Origin of the sequence: Microbispora sp. H13382, assembly GCF_014161445.1 — a bacterium.
In the GTDB taxonomy this organism is placed as follows: Bacteria; Actinomycetota; Actinomycetes; order Streptosporangiales; family Streptosporangiaceae; genus Microbispora.
In genome coordinates, this window is the sequence record NZ_JABBXA010000001.1 from 588303 (window position 1) to 606620 (window position 18318).

The 18318-nt window shown below is 73.7% G+C and carries 19 protein-coding genes and 1 riboswitch; of the genes, 13 read left to right on the top strand and 6 right to left on the bottom strand.

Going from position 1 to position 18318, the window contains the following annotated elements:
• Positions 1-122: 122 nt before the first annotated feature.
• A complete protein-coding gene (locus HHX41_RS02595) occupies positions 123-962 on the bottom strand; it encodes a deoxyribonuclease IV (RefSeq protein ID WP_182904641.1) in 840 nt (279 codons plus the stop codon).
• Positions 963-1085: 123 nt separating this feature from the next.
• Between HHX41_RS02595 and uraD the strand changes: the two genes are divergently transcribed.
• The 9 genes from uraD to alc all read left to right on the top strand — a co-directional run bounded on the left by uraD (position 1086) and on the right by alc (position 9066).
• The gene (gene uraD / locus HHX41_RS02600; protein WP_182904642.1) at positions 1086-1559 is read left to right on the top strand and encodes a 2-oxo-4-hydroxy-4-carboxy-5-ureidoimidazoline decarboxylase; all 474 of its coding nucleotides are present in this window, start codon (positions 1086-1088) and stop codon (positions 1557-1559) included.
• Positions 1556-1903: a hydroxyisourate hydrolase gene (uraH, locus tag HHX41_RS02605; protein ID WP_169944691.1), complete on the top strand. Its 348-nt coding sequence runs from the start codon at positions 1556-1558 to the stop codon at positions 1901-1903. Before uraD ends, uraH begins: the two co-directional genes overlap by 4 nt.
• A gap of 1 nt (position 1904) precedes the next feature.
• Positions 1905-2777 (top strand): factor-independent urate hydroxylase, encoded by an 873-nt coding sequence (pucL, locus tag HHX41_RS02610; RefSeq protein ID WP_182904643.1) that lies wholly within the window; start codon positions 1905-1907, stop codon positions 2775-2777.
• A 3-nt stretch (positions 2778-2780) separates the two neighbouring features.
• Positions 2781-3638, top strand: a complete 858-nt coding sequence (locus HHX41_RS02615) for a xanthine dehydrogenase family protein subunit M (RefSeq protein ID WP_182904644.1) — start codon at positions 2781-2783, stop codon at positions 3636-3638.
• Positions 3638-4138 (top strand): (2Fe-2S)-binding protein, encoded by a 501-nt coding sequence (locus tag HHX41_RS02620; RefSeq protein WP_169978626.1) that lies wholly within the window; start codon positions 3638-3640, stop codon positions 4136-4138. Before HHX41_RS02615 ends, HHX41_RS02620 begins: the two co-directional genes overlap by 1 nt.
• 89 nt (positions 4139-4227) lie before the next feature.
• Entirely contained in the window at positions 4228-5595 is a 1368-nt protein-coding gene (locus tag HHX41_RS02625; RefSeq protein WP_220503636.1) for an 8-oxoguanine deaminase, read from the top strand.
• A gap of 30 nt (positions 5596-5625) precedes the next feature.
• Positions 5626-6780: a glycerate kinase gene (locus tag HHX41_RS02630; protein WP_182904645.1), complete on the top strand. Its 1155-nt coding sequence runs from the start codon at positions 5626-5628 to the stop codon at positions 6778-6780.
• A gap of 10 nt (positions 6781-6790) precedes the next feature.
• A complete protein-coding gene (gene allB / locus HHX41_RS02635) occupies positions 6791-8104 on the top strand; it encodes an allantoinase AllB (protein WP_182904646.1) in 1314 nt (437 codons plus the stop codon).
• Positions 8101-9066, top strand: coding sequence for an allantoicase (gene alc, locus HHX41_RS02640; protein ID WP_182904647.1), 966 nt, complete (start codon positions 8101-8103; stop codon positions 9064-9066). Before allB ends, alc begins: the two co-directional genes overlap by 4 nt.
• 122 nt (positions 9067-9188) lie before the next feature.
• Here the strand turns inward: alc and pknB are convergent, their stop codons facing one another.
• The 4 genes from pknB to thiO form a co-directional block, all read right to left on the bottom strand.
• Complete coding sequence (pknB, locus tag HHX41_RS02645) at positions 9189-11198, bottom strand: Stk1 family PASTA domain-containing Ser/Thr kinase (protein ID WP_182904648.1); 2010 nt, start codon at positions 11196-11198, stop codon at positions 9189-9191.
• A gap of 205 nt (positions 11199-11403) precedes the next feature.
• Positions 11404-12168, bottom strand: a complete 765-nt coding sequence (locus HHX41_RS02650) for a thiazole synthase (RefSeq protein WP_182904649.1) — start codon at positions 12166-12168, stop codon at positions 11404-11406.
• A gap of 2 nt (positions 12169-12170) precedes the next feature.
• A complete protein-coding gene (gene thiS, locus HHX41_RS02655) occupies positions 12171-12371 on the bottom strand; it encodes a sulfur carrier protein ThiS (RefSeq protein ID WP_169978614.1) in 201 nt (66 codons plus the stop codon).
• Positions 12368-13480: a glycine oxidase ThiO gene (gene thiO / locus HHX41_RS02660; protein ID WP_182904650.1), complete on the bottom strand. Its 1113-nt coding sequence runs from the start codon at positions 13478-13480 to the stop codon at positions 12368-12370. Before thiO ends, thiS begins: the two co-directional genes overlap by 4 nt.
• Positions 13471-13581, bottom strand: a riboswitch (TPP riboswitch). Its footprint overlaps the gene before it by 10 nt.
• 229 nt (positions 13582-13810) lie before the next feature.
• Here thiO and HHX41_RS02665 point away from each other — a divergent pair.
• The 3 genes from HHX41_RS02665 to thiE are packed head-to-tail and all read left to right on the top strand — an operon-like array spanning position 13811 to position 16089.
• Complete coding sequence (locus tag HHX41_RS02665; protein ID WP_182904651.1) at positions 13811-14989, top strand: FAD-dependent oxidoreductase; 1179 nt, start codon at positions 13811-13813, stop codon at positions 14987-14989.
• 43 nt (positions 14990-15032) lie between these two features.
• Entirely contained in the window at positions 15033-15407 is a 375-nt protein-coding gene (locus HHX41_RS02670) for an Rv2175c family DNA-binding protein (RefSeq protein ID WP_169978608.1), read from the top strand.
• A 28-nt stretch (positions 15408-15435) separates the two neighbouring features.
• Positions 15436-16089, top strand: coding sequence for a thiamine phosphate synthase (thiE, locus tag HHX41_RS02675; protein WP_182904652.1), 654 nt, complete (start codon positions 15436-15438; stop codon positions 16087-16089).
• An 84-nt stretch (positions 16090-16173) separates the two neighbouring features.
• On the opposite strand, the gene HHX41_RS02680 is transcribed toward thiE, so the two are convergent.
• A complete protein-coding gene (locus tag HHX41_RS02680; RefSeq protein ID WP_182904653.1) occupies positions 16174-17241 on the bottom strand; it encodes a polyprenyl synthetase family protein in 1068 nt (355 codons plus the stop codon).
• A 140-nt stretch (positions 17242-17381) separates the two neighbouring features.
• On the opposite strand from HHX41_RS02680, the gene metF reads away from it, so the two are divergent.
• Positions 17382-18311, top strand: coding sequence for a methylenetetrahydrofolate reductase [NAD(P)H] (gene metF / locus HHX41_RS02685; protein WP_169978602.1), 930 nt, complete (start codon positions 17382-17384; stop codon positions 18309-18311).
• Positions 18312-18318 lie beyond the last annotated feature (7 nt).

The following is an 18318-nucleotide window of genomic DNA, read 5'->3' on the forward strand; positions in this document are numbered from 1 at the left end:
CCGCCGACGCGTATCGGGGGGGTGCGCGGCGATCCGGCCATACGGGGGCCCGGATCGCCGCGAACGCCCGGCTCCTTCGCAGAGACCAGCGGCGCGGTACGGCCCCACCGGAGTGACGCTGATCAGTCGCCGCGCAGCTGCTTGAGCAGCTCGATGTCCTCGCGGTGCTTGTCCACCTTGCCCGGGGTCTCGATGCAGAACGGCACCCCGGCCGCCGTGGGATGGCGCATCAGCTCGCCGAACGCCTGGGCGCCGATGTGCCCCGCCCCGATGTTCTCGTGCCGGTCCCGCTTCGAACCGCAGGGGTCCTTCGAGTCGTTGGCGTGGATCAGCCTGAGCCGGCCCGGGGCCACCTCGTTCAGCGCGTCCATCATCTCCTTCACCCCGCCCGGCGCGGCCAGGTCGTGCCCCGCGGCGTAGGCGTGGCAGGTGTCGAGGCACACGCCGACCTTGGGGTGGTGGTCGAGGGCCTCCAGATAGGGCCCGAGGTCCTGCACGGTCGCGCACAGCATCTGGCCCTGGCCCGCCATCGGTTCGAGCAGCAGGTCGGGGCCGTCCGCGGGCAGCTCGTCCAGCACCGGCAGCAGGCGCTCGTGGATCTGGCGCATCGCGTCCTCGCGCGACTGGCTCACGGCCGAGCCGGTGTGGACGACCACGCCGAGCGCGCCGGTCTCGACGCCCCTCCGCAGCGTGTGGCGGATGACCGCGATCGAGTTCTCCAGGGTCTCCGGGGTCGGCGACCCGCAGTTCACGAGATACGCGGCGTGCAGGAAGACCGGCACGCCCGACTCGCGCAGCTTGGCGTCCTCGGCGGGGTTCCCCTCGCTGAGCGCCCAGCCGCGCGGATTGGTGACGAAGACCTGGACCATCTCGGCGCCGATGTCGGCCGCGTACTTCAGCCCGCCCTTGGCCAGGCCGCCGGCGACGAAGACGTGTCCGCCGATGAGATTCGAAGGAGTCATGATGACCTCCAGGCTAGTGCCGCCCCCTTTGTCACAACGTACAAAGCGGCCCCCGGAGCAGGGCGCGGGGTTCGGACTTCGCGCCGCTGGATCCCGCCGCGGCGCGGCGGTTGACTGACGGGCATGCGCGAACTCAGCCGCGAGGACCTGCGGTCCTGCTGCTCCTCCACCACCTGGGTGGAGGAGGTCGCCGCGCGCGGGCCGTACGAGGATCTCGACGGGCTCTGCCGCGCGAGCGAGTCGGCCCTCGCGGTGCTGAACCGGGACGACGTGCTGGAGGCGCTGGCGGCGCATCCGCGCATCGGCGAGCGGCCCGGTGGCGCGGGACGCGAGGCCGAGTGGTCGCGCGCCGAGCAGGCCGGGACCGCGGACGCCGGAGGGGACGTGCTCGGCGCGCTCCGCGAGGGCAACGCCGCCTACGAGAGCCGCTTCGGCCACGTCTACCTGGTCTGCGCGGCCGGACGGACCGCCGGCGAGCTGCTGGCACTGCTGCACGAGCGGCTCGGCCACGACGAGGAGACCGAGCGGAAGGTCGTCCGCGAGGAACTGGCGAAGATCGTCGATCTGCGGCTGGCCAAGCTCTGGGAGGGCCGGTGAGCCTTTCGACCCACGTGCTCGACACCGCCGCCGGGCGGCCGGCCAAGGACGTGTTCGTACGGCTGTCGCGGCGCGCCGCGCACGGGTTCGTGCCGGTGGCGGAGGGCCGCACCGACGGCGACGGCCGCATCCGGGAGTGGACCCCGCTGGGCCGGGAGTGGGACCCGGCAGGGGACCCCCGCCCGGGGACCTACCGGCTCGTGTTCGACACCGGCGCCTACCTGGGGGACGAGGCGTTCTTCCCCGAGGTGAGCGTCGTGTTCGCCATCAGGGAGGCCGGCGAGCATTACCACGTGCCGCTGCTGCTGAGCCCGTTCGCCTACTCGACCTACCGGGGGAGCTAGCGTGGCCGTTCTGGGGCCCAACAGGTACGGCAAGGCCGAGACGAGGGTCGTGCGGGTGACCCGGCACGGCGACGCCCACCGGATCAAGGACCTCACCGTCAGCACGGCGCTGTCGGGCGACATGACCGAGGTCCACCTGACCGGGGACAACTCCGCCGTCCTGCCCACCGACACGCAGAAGAACACGGTCTTCGCGTTCGCCAAGAAGCAAGGCGTCGGGGCGAGTGAGGACTTCGCGCTGCTGCTGGCGCGCCACTTCGTGGACTCCCAGCCCGCGATCCACCACGCGAGGGTCGCGATCGAGGAGCACGCCTGGGAGCGTAACGGCGCGTTCGGGCACTCGTTCGTCCGCTGCGGCCGTGAGGTCCGCACCTGCGTGGCCCACCACGACGGGACGAGTTCGTGGGTGGTCTCCGGGCTGCGCGACCTCGTCGTGCTGAACACGACCAACTCGGAGTTCTGGGGCTTCGCGAAGGACGAGTACACGACGCTGCCGGAGACCCGCGACCGCGTCCTCGCCACCGCTGTGGACGCCGCGTGGCGGCACGCGGACGTCTCCCAGGACTGCTCCCATGATTGGGACAAGACGTATGAGAACGCCCGGGGCGCCCTGCTCGCGGCATTCGCCGACACCTACAGCCTGTCGCTGCAGCAGACGCTGTACGCGATGGGCACCCGCGTGCTGGCCGAGTGCCCGGGGGTCTGCGAGGTGCGGCTGTCGCTGCCGAACAAGCACCATTTCCTGGTGGACCTCGCGCCCTTCGGCCTGGACAACGACGGCGAGGTCTTCTTCGCCGCCGACCGGCCGTACGGGCTGATCGAGGGCGCGGTGCTGCGCGAGGACGCGCCCGGCGCCGGCCCGGCCTGGGAGTAGCCGATGGACTTCCTGCGACCGCGGACCTGGGCGGAGGCCCTGGCGCTGAAGGCCGAGCGGCCCGAGGCCACGCCGATCCAGGGCGGCACCGACGTCATGGTGGAGATCAACCTCGACAAGGGCCGCCCGGCCGCCCTGCTCGACCTCACGCCGATCCCCGAGCTCCGGGAGTGGTCGCGGGAGGGCGTCGAGATCCGCGTGGGCGCGGGCGTGACCTACTCCCGGCTGATCGCCGAGCTCGGGGCCGATCTGCCCGGTCTGGCCCAGGCGTCCCGTACGGTCGGGTCGCCGCAGATCCGCAACCGGGGCACGGTCGCGGGCAACCTCGGGGCGGCCTCGCCCGCGGGCGACAGCCACCCGCCGCTGCTGGCCTGCGGCGCGGTCGTGGAGGCCGAGTCGGTGCGCGGCGCCCGGCTTATCCCGATCCGGCAGTTCTACACCGGCGTGAAACGCAACGCGCTCGCGCCCGACGAGCTGATCCACGCCGTGCGCGTCCCGGCCGCCACCGGCCCGCAGTACTTCTCCAAGGTCGGCACCAGGAACGCCATGGTGATCGCGGTGTGCTCGTTCGCGACCGCGCTGGAGCCCGCAGAGCGGCGGGTGGGCACCGGTATCGGCTCGGCCGCGCCGACCCCGCGCCGCGCCCCGGACGCCGAGGACTTCGCGTCCGGCGCGCTGGACTGGGACGGCCGCGGCCCGCTCGATCCCGCCGTGGCCCGCCGGTTCGGCGAACTCGTGGCGGCCGCCGCCGCGCCGATCGACGACGTGCGGGGCCGCGCCGCCTACCGCACGCACGCGCTGGCCGTCATGGCGCGCCGCGCGCTGGGCTGGGCGTGGGACGACCTCAGGGGGAGCGCGTGATGAGGGTGAACGTGACCGTGAACGGCCGCCCGATGACGGCCGACGACGTGTGGGAGGGCGAGAGCCTGCTGTACGTCCTGCGTGAGCGGCTCGGCCTGCCGGGCGCCAAGAACGCCTGCGAGCAGGGCGAATGCGGCTCCTGCACCGTCTATCTCGACCGAACGCCGGTCTGCGCCTGCCTGGTCGCCGCCGGTCAGGCGGAGGGGCGCGAGGTGGTGACGGTCGAGGGCCTGGCCGCCGGCGGCGGGCCGGACGGTGAAGCCGACGGCGGGTTGCACGAGGTGCAGCGCGCGTTCGTGGACGCGGGGGCCGTGCAGTGCGGGTTCTGCACCCCCGGTCTCGTCGTCCAGGCCCACGCGCTGCTCGCGGGCGCCGACGGGGTGCCGCCGGACGCCGACATCCGGGAGGCCCTGGCGGGCAACCTGTGCCGCTGCACCGGATACGAGAAGATCCTCGACGCCGTCCGCCTCGCCGCAGCCCGCCGCCACCCCACGCCGTGATCTTGTAGTTCGTCGCACGCACTCGCCGTGACCTGCGCCGGAGCATTCCGTGATCACGGCGCTCGCACCATCTGACCTGGGAGTATCCATTGCGTGATCTCGCACCACGACGAGTGGTCATCGAGAACGCCCACGTCGTCCCGGTCGTGGGAGAGGAGATCCCGTCCGGTCACGTCGTCGTGGAGGACGGTTTGATCACGGCGGTCGGCCCCGGCCCGGCGGCGACCGTTCCCGAGGGGGCCGAACGCGTCGACGGCACCGGCTGCCTCGCCACCCCCGGCCTGGTCAACACCCACCACCACCTCTACCAGTGGGCGTCCCAGGGGGTGACACCGGACGGGACGCTGTTCGAGTGGCTGGTGGCGAGCTACCGGCTGTGGGCCCGCATGGACGCCGAGGTGGTGGCGGGCGCCGCGACGGCGGGCCTGGCCTGGCTGGCCCTGTCGGGCTGCACGACCTCCACCGACCACCACTACGTCTTCCCGAAGGGCAGGGGAGACCTGTTCGAGGCGGAAATCGAGGCCGCGCGCCGGGTCGGGCTGCGCTTCCACCCCTGCCGGGGGTCGATGGACCGGGGCGCCTCGCGCGGTGGCCTGCCGCCGGACGAGGTCGTGGAGGACATCGACGAGATCCTCCGGGCCACCGACGACGCGATCCGGAAATATCATGATCCGTCGTTCGGGTCGATGCTGCGCGTCGCGGTCGCCCCCTGCTCGCCGTTCTCGGTCAGCGGCGAGCTCATGACCCGCTCGGCCGACCTCGCGCGCTCCCACGGCGTACGGCTGCACACGCACGTGGCCGAGACGGCCGACGAGGACGAGCACTGCAGGGAACAGTTCGGCGTGCTGCCCGTCGAGTACCTCGACGACCTCGGCTGGCTGGGCCCGGACGTGTGGCTCGCCCACTGCGTCCACCTGACCGACAAGGACGTGCGGCGCTTCGCCGAGACCGGCACGGGCACGGCCCACTGCCCGTCGTCGAACGGCCGTCTCGGTGCGGGCATCGCCCGGATCACCGATCTGCTGGCGGCGGGCGCGCCGGTCGGGCTGGGCGTCGACGGCGCGGCCTCCAGTGAGATGACCCCGCTTGCCGGGGAGATCCGCATGGCCGTCCTCACGCAGCGGGCCCGGTACGGCCCGCGCGCGCTGACCGCCCGCCAGGCTCTGGAGATGGCCACACTCGGCGGCGCCCGCTGCCTCGGCCGGGAGGCCGAGATCGGCTCGCTGGAGCCCGGCAAGCTCGCCGACGTCGCGCTGTGGCGGCTCGGCGGCTTCCACGCCGCGATCGACGATCCCGTCGTGGCGTTCGCGTACGGCGCCACGCCGCCGCTGGAACGGCTGCTGGTGGGCGGCCGGACCGTCGTGGCGGGCGGCGAGCTGCGCACGGTCTCCGGCGAGGAGGCCGCGCGGGCCGGGGCCGCCGCCCATCGCCGCCTGACCATCGGAGATCATGTCTGAGACATCCCGGACGGACCGAGGGAGCAGGGCATGACAGGGCACGTCGTCATCGCGGTGGACAAGTTTCGCGGGTCGCTCACGGCGCCCGAGGTCGCCGCGCACGTGGCCGCCGGTCTGGGTGACGTGCCCGTCGTCGAGCTCCCGGTGGCGGACGGGGGCGACGGCACCGTCGACGCGGTCGTGGCGAGCGGCTTCACCCGGGTCGCGACGGAGGTGACCGGGCCCGCCGGGAACCCGGTCACGGCGAGCTACGCCGTACGCGACGAGCCCGGCGCACGGGTCGCCGTGATCGAACTGGCCGAGGCGTCGGGCCTGCGCAGGCTACCGGCGGATCCGGCGCCGCTGACCGCCACCAGCCGCGGCACCGGTGAGCTCGTCGCCCACGCCGTACGGCACGGCGCGACCCGCGTCGTGCTCGGCCTCGGCGGCAGCGCCTGCACCGACGGCGGCGCGGGGATGGCCCAGGCCCTCGGCGTACGGCTGCTCGACGCGGCCGGGAACGACCTGCCGCCTGGCGGGGCCGCGCTGCGCGACCTGCACACCGTCGACGTCTCCGGACGCCTGCGCGGGTTCGAGGTGATCGTGGCGAGCGACGTGGACAACCCGCTGCTCGGGCCGTACGGCGCGGCGGCGGTGTACGGCCCGCAGAAGGGGGCGAGCCCGCAGGACGTGGCCGTGCTGGAGGCCGGGCTGGCCCGGCTGGCGGCCGTGGCCGCGCACACCCACGGCCTCGCGGGCGCCGCCGAGCACGACGGCGTGGTCCGTGCGATGGGCGTGGCCGGGCGGCCGGGGGCCGGGGCCGCGGGCGGGGTGGGCTTCGGCGCGCTGACGTTCCTGAACGCCGAGATCCGGCCGGGCATCGGCTATCTGCTGGACCTCGAGGAGTTCGACCGGCACGTCGAGGGCGCCCGGCTGGTCGTCACCGGTGAGGGTTCGATCGACGAGCAGACCCTGCGCGGCAAGGCCCCGGTGGGCGTCGCGGCGGCGGCGGCCAAGCACGGCGTGCCGGTCGTCGCGGTCTGCGGCCGGCGGTCGGTGGGCGACGACGAGTTGCGGGCGGCCGGCATCGAGGCGGCGTACGCGCTGACCGACGTCGAGCCCGACGTGAGCCGCTGCATGGCCGAGGCCGGGCCGCTGCTGGAGAAGCTCGCGGCGCGGGTCGCCGCCTGGCATCTCACGACATGAGGAGTGGCGCGTGGGGGAACCGTACGACCTGGTGGTGAGGTCCCGGCGGACCGTGACCCCGGAGGGGGAGCGTCCGCTCGCGGTCGCCGTACGCGGGGGTGTGATCGCCGCCCTGTGTCCCTACGACGATCCACCGGCGGCGGAGGAGTCCGCCGACCTCGGCGAACTGCCGCTGCTGCCCGGGCTGGTCGATTCCCACGTGCACGTCAACGAGCCCGGCCGTACTCACTGGGAGGGCTTCGCGACCGCCACCAGAGCGGCGGCGGCCGGGGGCGTGACCACCATCGTGGACATGCCGCTCAACTCGCTGCCCCCGACCGTGGACGTGGCGGCGCTGAAGGTCAAGCGGAAGGCCGCCGAGGGGCGGTGCCACGTGGACGTCGCCTTCTGGGGTGGTGCGATCCCCGGCAACCTCGCCGACCTGCGGCCCCTGCACGAGGCCGGTGTGGCGGGCGTCAAGTGCTTCCTTTCGCCGTCCGGGGTGGACGAGTTCCCGGCGCTCGACCGCGAGGGGCTGCGGGCCGCGCTGGCGGAGGTGGCGGCCTTCGGCGGCCTGCTGATCGCGCACGCCGAGGACCCCGGCCTGCTGTCCGACCCCCGCGGCCCGGCGTACGGCGACTTCCTCAGGTCGCGCCCCCAGGAGGCCGAGCGCAGGGCCGTCGAGCAGGTGATCGCCCTCGCGGCGGAGACGGGCGCGCGGGCGCACATCGTGCACGTGTCGGCCGCCGCCTGCGTCGAACCGCTGCGCGCGGCGCAGGCGGCGGGGGTGCGCGTCACCGCCGAGACCTGCCCCCACTATCTGACCCTGGCGGCGGAGCAGGTCACCGGGCCCGCGTACAAGTGCTGCCCGCCGATCCGGGAGGCCGCCAACCGCGACGCGCTGTGGCGGGCGCTCGCCGACGGGGTGCTCATGGGGATCGTCTCCGACCACTCCCCGTCGACGCCCGACCTCAAGGTGCCCGACTTCGCCGCGGCCTGGGGCGGGATCTCCTCGCTCCAGGTCGGCCTGCCCGCCGTGTGGACGGCGGCTCGCGCCCGGGGCCACGGCCTGACCGACGTGGCGCGCTGGATGGCCGGGGGACCGGCCCGCCTGGCCGGCCTGCCGCACAAGGGGGCGATCCGGGTGGGCGACGACGCGGACCTGGTCGCCTTCGACCCCGACGCGGAGTTCACCGTCGACGTGGCGGCGCTCCACCACCGCAACCCGGTGTCCCCTTACCACGGCGCGCGGCTCGCGGGCGTCGTACGCACCACCTGGCTGCGCGGCGTGCCCGTCGACTTCGCCGCCCCGCGCGGACGACTGCTGATCCGAGGAGCGCGATGACCGGCTTCACCCGCCTGCCCGACCTCGCCCTGCGCACGTACGGCGGGTCGGTCGTGGCCGCAAACGACGAGTCGTTCGCCGAACGGGAGGCCCTGATCAGGCCGGGGCCGGCCGAGTTCCGGCCGCACACCTTCGGCGCCAAGGGCCAGGTCTACGACGGCTGGGAGACCCGGCGGCGGCGTGCGCCCGGCCACGACTGGGCGATCGTCCGGCTCGGCCTGCCGGGCATCATCCGGGGCGTGGTGGTGGACACCGCGTGGTTCCGCGGCAACTACCCGCCGTACGCGTCGGTCGAGGCGTGCGCGGCCGAGGGCCACCCCTCGCCGGACGAGCTGGACGGCTGGGTGGAGATCGTGCCGAAGAGCCCGCTGAAGGGTGACGCGGTCCACGAGTTCGCCGTGACCGACCCCCGCCGTTTCACGCACGTGCGGCTGAACATCCTCCCCGACGGCGGCGTCGCGCGGCTGCGGGTCCACGGGCGGGTCGTACCCGACCGCGCTTTCCTGGAGGGCCTCACCGTCGACCTCGCCGCGCTGGAGAACGGCGGCCTGGTCACGGCCTGCTCCGACGAGTTCTACTCCGCGCCGAACAACGTCCTCGCGCCCGGCCTGGCCCGCGACCAGTCCGAGGGCTGGGAGACCGCGCGCCGCCGCGACGGCGGCAACGACTGGCTCGTGGTCGCCCTGGCCGGGCCGGGCCGGGTGGCCGTCGCCGAGATCGACACGGCCAACCTGATCTTCAACGCCCCCGGCTGGGCGTCGCTGAAGGGCGCGGATGCGGACCGGGCGCCGCTGGAGGACGAGGACGCCTGGTTCCCGCTGCTGCCCAGGACCCGCCTGCAGCCCGACACCCGTCACCGCTTCCGCCTCGACGACGACCACAGGGTCACCCACGCCCGGCTCGACATCTACCCCGACGGCGGCCTCGCCCGCCTCCGCCTCCTCGGCACCCTCACCCCCTGAGCCATCTCGGCGACGACCTCTACATCCTCAGGGGAGCCGATCCCGACGCCGCCTGACGCCGGTCGGGGCGCGACGACGGCCACGAGTGGTGGCCGTACGCGACCGGATGACCGGCGGGGGCGTCAGTGCCAGATCGTGATGGTGGTGCCCGGCGGCTGCTGACCGAGCGGCTTCTCACCGACCACGCGGTCGGTGCCCACCACCTTGCGGACGTTGACCTTGAAACCGGCCGCCTTCAGCTCGTTCACCGCGTCGTGGACGGACTTGAACATCACGTTGGGCACGTTGACGACGGTGGGCGGGGTCTGGCCGGGGTCGGCGGGGTCGGTCTCCCACGGCCAGCGGAAGCCCTGGTCCGGGCCGCGCGAGGCCGTCAGGTGGACGGTCGCCCCGGCCACCACCTCGGCGCCGCCGGACGGGTCCTGGGCGATCACCGTGCCCGGCGGGGCGTCGTCGGTGGTCTCGTCGATCTGGACGTTGAAGCCCTTGTCGCGCAGGATCTTCTCCGCCTGGTCGCGCATCATCTGCGTGACGTCCGGCATCAGAAGTCCCGCGCTGACGACGAAGTTGACCACGCCGCGCTTCTTGACGCGCTTGCCCACCGGCGGGTTGGTACGGATGACCTGGTCGCGGGGGATGGTGTCGCTCGCGCTCTTGCTGACCCGGCCGGGGGTCAGCCCGACCTCGGCGACCTTCGCCCGGGCGTCCGCCAGGCTCAGGCCCTCGACCTTCGGCACGGGGATCGTCTCCGGGCCGGCCGACGGGATCAGGGTGAGGACGGCGCCCTTGACCACCTCGGCGCCCGCGCCGGGCTCGGTGTCGAGGACGATGTCCTTCGGCACCTTGTCGTCGAACCTCGCCTTGCCGATCCGTACCTCGAAGCCGGCCTTCTGCGCCTCCTGCCTGGCGACCGTGATGTTCTGGTTCACCAGATCGGGCACGGTCGTGTAGCGCCCCTGGGAGAACCACCAACCGGTGAAGGCGATGCCCGCCACCATGACGAGGGCCAGCGAGGCGAGGAACCACACGGGCCTGACCCTGGCCCGTCGCCGCCGGCCCGCTCCACCGGCGCCGGTCAGCAGTTCCGAGCGCGGCTGGATCATCGTCTGGCCGACCGGCGGCTCGGCCTCCGGGCGCGCGTGCTGCGACGTGCCGAACGGCGAGGCCCCGCCGGGCGGCGGGAGGGTCCGGTGCGCACCCGTCCGTACGCCGCTGTGGGCGCTGGTGTGGGTGCCGGTGTCGTGGGCTCCGTAAGGGGCGGCGTGCGCGCCGGTGTGCCCGGTCCGCGGCAGCGTGCGGTGGATCTCGACGGCCGCGACGAGCATGGCGGTCGCGTCCGCCGGGCGCGCGGCGGGGTCCTTGTCGGTGGCCGCCGCGACGAGCGCGTCGATCGGCGGCGGCACGTCGTGCGCGATCGAGGACGGCGCGGGGACGGTCTCGTGCACGTGCCGGTAGGCGATCGACATCGGCGTCTCGCCCGCGTACGGCTGCCGCCCGGTCAGCAGCTCGAACAGCATGATCCCGGCGGCGTACACGTCGCTGCGGGCGTCGGCGGTGCCGGTCGTGACCTGCTCGGGCGACATGTAGCCGATCGTGCCGATCATCATGCCGGTCTTGGTCTGGTTGGTCGCCTCGATCGCGCGGGCCAGGCCGAAGTCCACGACCTTCACCCGGCCGTCGTCGGCGAGCAGCACGTTCTCCGGCTTGACGTCCCGGTGGATGAGCCCCGCCTGGTGGGCCGCGCCGAGGGCGGCGAGCACCGGGATGACCATCTCCAGCGCCTCGCGCGCCGGGAGACGGCCGCGCCCGCGCAGCACGTCGCGCAGCGTCCGCCCGGGCACGTACTCCATCGACAGGTAGACGTGCGCCCCGTCCGTGCCCTGGTCGAAGACCTGCACGATGTTCGGGTGCGAGAGGCTCGCCACCGACTTGGCCTCGCCGATGAACCGCCGCACGAACTGCGGGTCCTCGGCCAGCGAGCGGTGCATCACCTTGACGGCCACCGTGCGGTCGAGCCGGACGTCCAGAGCAAGATATACGGAGGCCATGCCACCCCGGGCGATCCGGGACTCGACGCGGTAGCGCCCGTCGAGCAACTGCCCCACGAGCGGGTCGGTCAGCGTCGTGTCCACTCGCCAGAGTTTACGGGTGATTTGCCGCCGGGCGTGTTCCCGAATCCCAAACCGAGACCTATTCGGCAGCCCTCCGCGCCGCCCGAAAAGCCGTGTCTAATCCGAAAACCGGGCTTACCAGACGCGGATTCCCGCACCTCTCCGCCCGCCGGCGCGAACACGCCGGACGGGCGGGGGACGCCTTTGTGTGGTGGACGCGGCGGGCTCAGGACGGGCGGTCGGGGGAGGACGCCTCGGCGTAGCGGCGGCGGGGGATGCGCCCCGCGAGCCTGGCCAGCCGCCCGGCCGTGACCGCCTGCCGCATGGCCGCCGCCATCAGGTCCGGCCGGTGCGCCCGCGTCACGGCGCTGGCCAGCAGCACGGCGTCGCAGCCCAGCTCCATCGCCAGCGCGGCGTCGCTGGCCGTGCCGATGCCGGCGTCGAGGATCACCGGGACCGTGGCGGCCTCGACGATCAGCTCGATGCTGTGCGGGTTGCGGATGCCCAGTCCGGAGCCGATGGGGGCGCCGAGCGGCATCACCGCCGCGCACCCGGCGTCCTGGAGCCTGCGGGCCAGCGCCGGGTCGTCGCCGATGTACGGCAGCACGACGAAGCCGTCGGCGACCAGCCGCTCGGCGGCGTCGAAGGTCTCGATCGGGTCGGGCAGCAGGGTGCGCTCGTCGGCGATGACCTCCAGCTTGACCCAGTCGGTCTCCAGGGCCTCACGCGCCAGGCGGGCGGTCAGCACGGCCTCCCCGGCCGTGAAGCACCCCGCGGTGTTCGGCAGCACCTTGACGCCGCGGGCGCGCAGCACGTCCAGCACCGAACCGCGCGACGCCGGGTCGAGCCTGCGCATCGCGACGGTCGTCAGTTCGGTGCCGGACGCCTCCAGCGCCTGGTCGAGCACCTCCAGCGACGGCGCGCCGCCGGTGCCCATGATGAGCCGCGAGGTGAACTTCTCCCCGCCCAGCACGAAGACGTCGTCGGTCATGCTCATCCTCCCTGCACCGCCGTCAGCACCTCGACGCCGTCGCCGTCGGCCACCTGAGTGGAGTCCCAGGCGCTCCGGCTCACCACCTCGCCGTTCAGGGCCACCGCGACCCCGGACATGAGGGACGTGAGGGTCCGTACGGCGTCGCCGACCGTGGCGCCCTCGGGCAGCTCGGCCGTGCCTCCGTTGATCGTGACTTTCACTTGCTGAATCTCCCTGGATGGCAGGCCCCGGTGACCGGGGGTGGCTCGTCGCCGGTGAGGAGCGCCGCGACGGCGTCGGCGGTGATCGGGGTCAGCAGCACGCCGTTGCGGCCGTGCCCGGTCGCCGCGAACACGCCGGGCGGGCCGGCGGGGCCGATGAGCGGCAGGTTGTCGGGCGTGCCCGGGCGGAAGCCGACCGTGGTCTCGGTCAGTTCGAGCTCGGTGATGCCGGGCACCAGCTCGCGGGCGTCGCGCAGCAGCTCGTACACGCCGCCGGCGGTGACCCGCGCGTCGTACCCCAGCTCCTGCGCCGTGGCGCCCAGCGTGATCTCTCCGTCGCCCCGGGGCACCAGGTAGGCGGGGGAGCCGTGCACCAGCCCCCGTACGCACCGCGTGAGGAACCCCCGGGGCCCGCGCAGCCGGAGGATCTCGCCCTTGACCGGGCGTACCGGCAGGCCGGGCAGCAGGGACGCCGACCACGATCCTGCCGCCACGACGATCTGGCCCGCCGCGACGGCCTCGCCGGACGCCAGCCGTACGGACGCACCGCCCGTCCCTGAGGCGTCGATCCCGGAGACGCGGTCGGCGACCAGCGTGCCGCCCGCCTTCTCGAACGCGGTGCGCAGGGCCCGCACGACCCTGCGCGGGTTGACCCAGGCGTCGTCGCGGGCCAGCAGCCCGCCGCGTACGGAGGGGGCGAGCATCGGCTCGAAGGAACGGCACTCGCGCCCGGTGAGCCGCTCGACCCGCAGGCCGAGCGTCCGCTCGAAGGCCGCCAGGTCGTCCAGATAGGCCATGTCGTCCGCGCCGCGGGCGACCTCCAGCGTGCCCTCGGTCCGGTAGTCCAGCTCGACGCCGCTCTCGTCCTCGAGTTCGGCGCGGAAGTGCGGCCAGGCCGCCAGCGACGCGAGGCCGAGCCGCAGCAGCGGCTCCTCCGTGTAGGTCACCTCGCTGACCGGCGCGAGCATCCCGGCCGAGGCGTGGGTGGCGCCGCCTCCGGGCGCGGGGTCCGCCACCGCCACCGACAGGCCCCGGCGAACCGTGCGCCAGGCCGCGGCCAGGCCGGCCACGCCGCCGCCGGCGATCACGACGTCGTATGTGGGGGGCACACCGCGCTCCCTTCGCCGGCATTACCCGGATCAGGTCGGGGCGGTCGAGAGCCTCCCGCTCTCCTCTCAGCCCGGTCCGCCGGGCTCCCGCGCGTCTTACGCCCACCAGCGTAGTACGCCGCCCGTCATGGCCGATCGCCGGCGGCCGTCCGCCGCCACCTGGCAGGCGGACGCCGCGTGCCGCGCGCGACGAAGATCCGCACGCGCGTCGTCCGGTGGAGTAAGGGCCTCCTTCACAACGTGGGCCCCCGGGGAAGTGCGCGCTACTTGCCCAACTCGTTATGAGGGGCCCGTTGGCCAGGGCCCCCGCTGACAATCTATGGTCAAGCTGTGGATCACGTCGTGGTGGTGGGTGCCGGCCTGGCCGGCGTGCGAAGCATCGAGGCGTTGAGGGCCCGTGGATTCACCGGCCGCATCACGCTCATCGGCGAGGAACACCATCGCCCCTATGACCGGCCGCCGCTGTCGAAGGCGGTGCTGCTCGGAGAGACCGACTCCACGGTGGTCGACTCCGACCTCGACGCCCTCGACGTACGGCTGTGCCTCGGCACGGCGGCCAAGGGCCTGCGCGACGGCGTGCTGGAGACGACCGAGGGCGAGCTGGAGTACGACGGCCTGGTCATCGCCACCGGCGCCGCCCCGATCCGCCTGCGCGGCGAGGGCCGCCAGCACGTGCTGCGCACCATAGAGGACGCGCTGGCGCTGCGCGAGCGGCTGGTCCCCGGCGCCCGCGTGGCCGTGGTCGGAGCCGGCTGGATCGGCGCGGAGGTCGCCACCGCCGCGGCCAGGGCCGGGTGCGCGGTGACCGTCGTGGAGGCGGGGGAGAGCCCGCTCGCCGTGGCGCTCGGCCCCGCCGTCGGCAGCCACACCATCGGCTGGTACGCGCGGGCGGGCGTCGAACTACGCCTCGGCGCGATGGTCGGCACCGTGGACGCCGACGGCCTCACGCTCATGTCCGGCGCCCGGGTGCCGGCGGACGTGGTCGTCACCGGCGTCGGGGTGCGCCCCGCGGTCGACTGGCTGAAGGGCTCGGCCGTCCGGCTCGACGACGGGGTGGTGGTCGACGAGCACCTGCGCACGTCGCTGCCCAACGTCGTCGCGGTGGGGGACTGCGCCAACTGGTGGTCGCGCAGGTTCCGCACCCGCCTGCGGGTCGAGCACTGGGACACCGCGCTCCAGGCTCCCGACACGGCCGTCGCCACCCTCCTGGGCGAGGAGGCGGTCTACGACCCCGTGCCGTACTTCTGGTCGGAGCAGTTCGGCCACATGGTGCAGTTCGCCGGGCACCGGGAGGCCGGTGACCGGGTGCTGCTGCGCGGCGACCCGCGTACGGACGAGAAGTGGGCGGTGTGCTGGCTGACGGCCGAGGACACGCTCGCCGCGGTGCTCACCGTGGACCGGCCGCGCGACGTGGTGCAGGGTCGCAGGCTCGTCGAGGGCGGCCAGCGGCTCGACCCTCGGCGGGTGGCCGACCCGGCCGTCCCGCTCCGCGACTGCATTATGACGTAATCGAGGTGTTTCCTGGCGGCCCGCCTGTGGTAATGGTGGTTCCGTGACGCTTACTGTTGCGCAGATCGACCGGGAGACCGACCAGCTCGTAGGGGAGTGGCTCCCCCTCTCGGAGGCCGCCAAGAGGCTGGGGCTCAGCATGGGCCGCGCCAAGCAACTCCTCAAGGACAAGAAACTCGCCGGCGCCCGCAGGGGCGGGGGCGAGCCGCAGATCCCCGCGGTGTTCATCGCCGGCGGCGACGTGCTCAAGGGCCTGCCCGGCACGCTGACGCTCCTGGCCGACGCGGGGTACGACGAGGTGGAGTCGATCCGGTGGCTGTTCACCCCGGACGACTCGCTGCCGGGGTCCCCAATCGACGCGATCGTGAAGGGCCGGCACACCGAGGTCAAGCGCAGGGCCCAGGCCCTGGGTTTCTGACCGTACGGCCCCATGGCATTGTGGTCGGGTGATTGACACCCGGCGACAGCGGCTCACGCAGGCCAGGCTCTACCTCTGCACCGACGGCAGGAGGGACCGCGGCGACCTGGAGGAATTCCTCGACGCGGTCCTGTCCGGCGGAGTGGACATCGTCCAGCTCAGGGAGAAGGGCCTGGAGGCGCGCGAGGAGCTGGACCTGCTCGAGGTCTTCCGCGCGGCGTGCGACAGGCACGGTGCGCTGCTGGCCGTCAACGACCGGGCGGACGTCGCCTTCGCCGCCCGGCCCGACATCCTGCACCTCGGGCAGGACGACCTCCCGGTCCCGGTGGCCCGGGAGATCCTCGGCTCCGGCGTGCTCATCGGCAGGTCCACGCACTCGGCGGCGGAGGCGTCGGCCGCCGCCGTGGAGCCGGGGGTGGACTACTTCTGCTGCGGGCCGATCTGGCCCACGCCCACCAAACCCGGCCGCCCGGCGCCCGGCCCCGCGCTGCTGGAACACGCGGCGCGCCTGGGCACCGACCGGCCGTGGTTCGGCATCGGCGGCATCGACCTGGGCAACCTCGACGAGGTGATGGCGCACGGCGTGCGCCGGGCGGTGGTCGTCCGGGCCGTCACCGAGGCCGACGACCCGGGCGCCGCCGCCGCCGCGCTCAAGGCCCGGCTGTCCGCCGTCCCGCTCTGAGCCGCCTCTGAGCCCCCCGTGCGCCGCGTCCCGTCACGCGGGACGCGGCGCACGGGGGGCCGCCACCGGTCCTGCCCCGCGCCGTCAGGTGCGGCGGGACGTGGCGGCGACGGCGAGGCCGGCCAGCGCCGCGCGGGCCTCCTCCTCGATCGGCGCGTGGTCGAGGGCGTGCAGCGCGTCGTCGAGATAACGCTTGATCATGTCCTCGCACGCGGCCAGCGCGCCGGTCTCCTCGATCACCGCGCGCAGCCGCCCGACGCCCTCGGCGTCCAGCCCGGGGTCGCCGAGAAGGGACCGTACGACCGCCGCCTGGGCGGGGGTGGCCGAGGCGAGCGCGCGCGCGATCAGGACGGTCCGCTTGCCCTCGCGAAGGTCGTCCCCGGCGGGCTTGCCGGTCTCCGCAGGGTCGCCGAACACGCCGAGGATGTCGTCGCGGAGCTGGAAGGCGATGCCCACCTGCTGGCCGTACTGCACGCAGAGCCGGTCGATCCACGCGTGCGGGGCCCGGGCGGCGAGGACGAGTCCGAGCCGGAGCGGCTGCTCGACCGAGTACTTGCCGCTCTTGTAGAGGGCCACCCGCAGCGCGCTGTCGTAGGTGCTCTCGCCCTGAGCCTGTTCGAGCAGATCGAGATACTGCCCGCACATCAGCTCGGTGAGCATGTGGTCGTGCATCGGCTGCGCGGCGGCGAGCGCCTCGGGCGCCAGGCCGCAGGTGCGCCACATCTCCCCGGACCACACCAGCAGCAGGTTCCCCAGCAGCACGGCCGAGCCCTCGCCGAACTGCCGCGCGGAGCCGTGCCAGCCCGCCTCGGTGTGCATCCGCTCGAATCGGCGGTGCGCGGACGGCATGCCCCGGCGCACGTCGCTCGCGTCCATGACGTCGTCGTGGACGAGCGCGCTCGCCTGCAGCAGCTCCAGCGAGGCGGCGGCGGCGTGCAGCCCCGGGTCGTCGCCGCCGCCGGCGGCCCGCCACCCCCAGTGGCAGAAGGCGGGGCGCAGCCGTTTGCCGCCGGCCAGGAAGTCCTCCGCGGCGGTCAGCAGGGCGGCCAGATGAGGGTCACCGAAGTGTGGTCGCTGCCGGTCGAGGAACTCCCGGAGTGCGCGGTCCACCTCCGTACGGATGGAATCGAGCGAGACGGCGGAAGCGGTCATGCTCTGAGAGTAACCGGGGTTGATCCGGACACACATCACCAGATCCCCCTTCAAGTGGGTTAACTCACCCAGTAAGGGAAAACGTCCACATAGCAAGACTGCGACCATCGGGAAAAGTGCGGCGCTGTAACCTCTCCTGTATGGCTCTCGGTCTGCCCTCGCGGCTTCCTGATCGCGTCCCGACGGTCCGCGAACTGCTGGCCGCGGGCGAGCGCTCGTTCTCGTTCGAGTTCTCCCCGCCGAAGACCGACGAGGGGGAGCGCCAGCTGTGGCGGGCCATCCGCGAGCTCGAGGCGCTGCGGCCGACGTTCGTCTCCGTGACCTACGGCGCCGGCGGCTCGACCCGCGACCGCACCGTGAACATCGTCGAGCGGCTGGCGCACGAGACGACGCTGACCCCCGTCGCCCACTTCACCGCGGTCGACCACTCGATCCGCGAGCTGCGCCACCTCGTCGGCCGGTTCGCCGACGCGGGCGTGCGCAACATCCTCGCCGTACGCGGCGACCCGCGCGGGGGCAACCCCCTGGACGAGTGGGTCAAGCACCCGGAGGGCGTGCTGTACGCCGAGGAGCTGGTGCGCCTGATCCGCCAGGCGGGCGACTTCTGCGTGGGGGTGGCCGCATTCCCGTACAAGCACCCCAGGTCGGCGAGCATCGAGTCGGACACCGAGTATTTCGTGCAGAAGTGCCGGGCCGGCGCGGACTACGCGATCACCCAGATGTTCTTCCGGGCGGAGGACTACCTGCGGCTGCGTGACCGCGTGGCGGCCCGTGGGTGTGACACCCCCATCATCCCCGGCATCATGCCCGTCACGCAGATGAGCACGATCGCCCGGTCGGAGCAGCTGTCCGGCGCGCCGTTCCCGCCCGAGGTGGCCGAGCGGTTCGAGGCCGTCGCCGACGACCCGGCCGCGGTTCGCCGCCTCGGGATCGAGCACGCCGTCGAGCTGTGCCAGAAGCTGCTCGACGAGGGCGCGCCCGGCATCCACTTCATCACCTTCAACCGGTCGAGCGCGACCCGCGAGGTGTTCCAGGCGCTGCACAGCGTGCCCGCGGCCGTCGCCGGCTGAGCCGGCC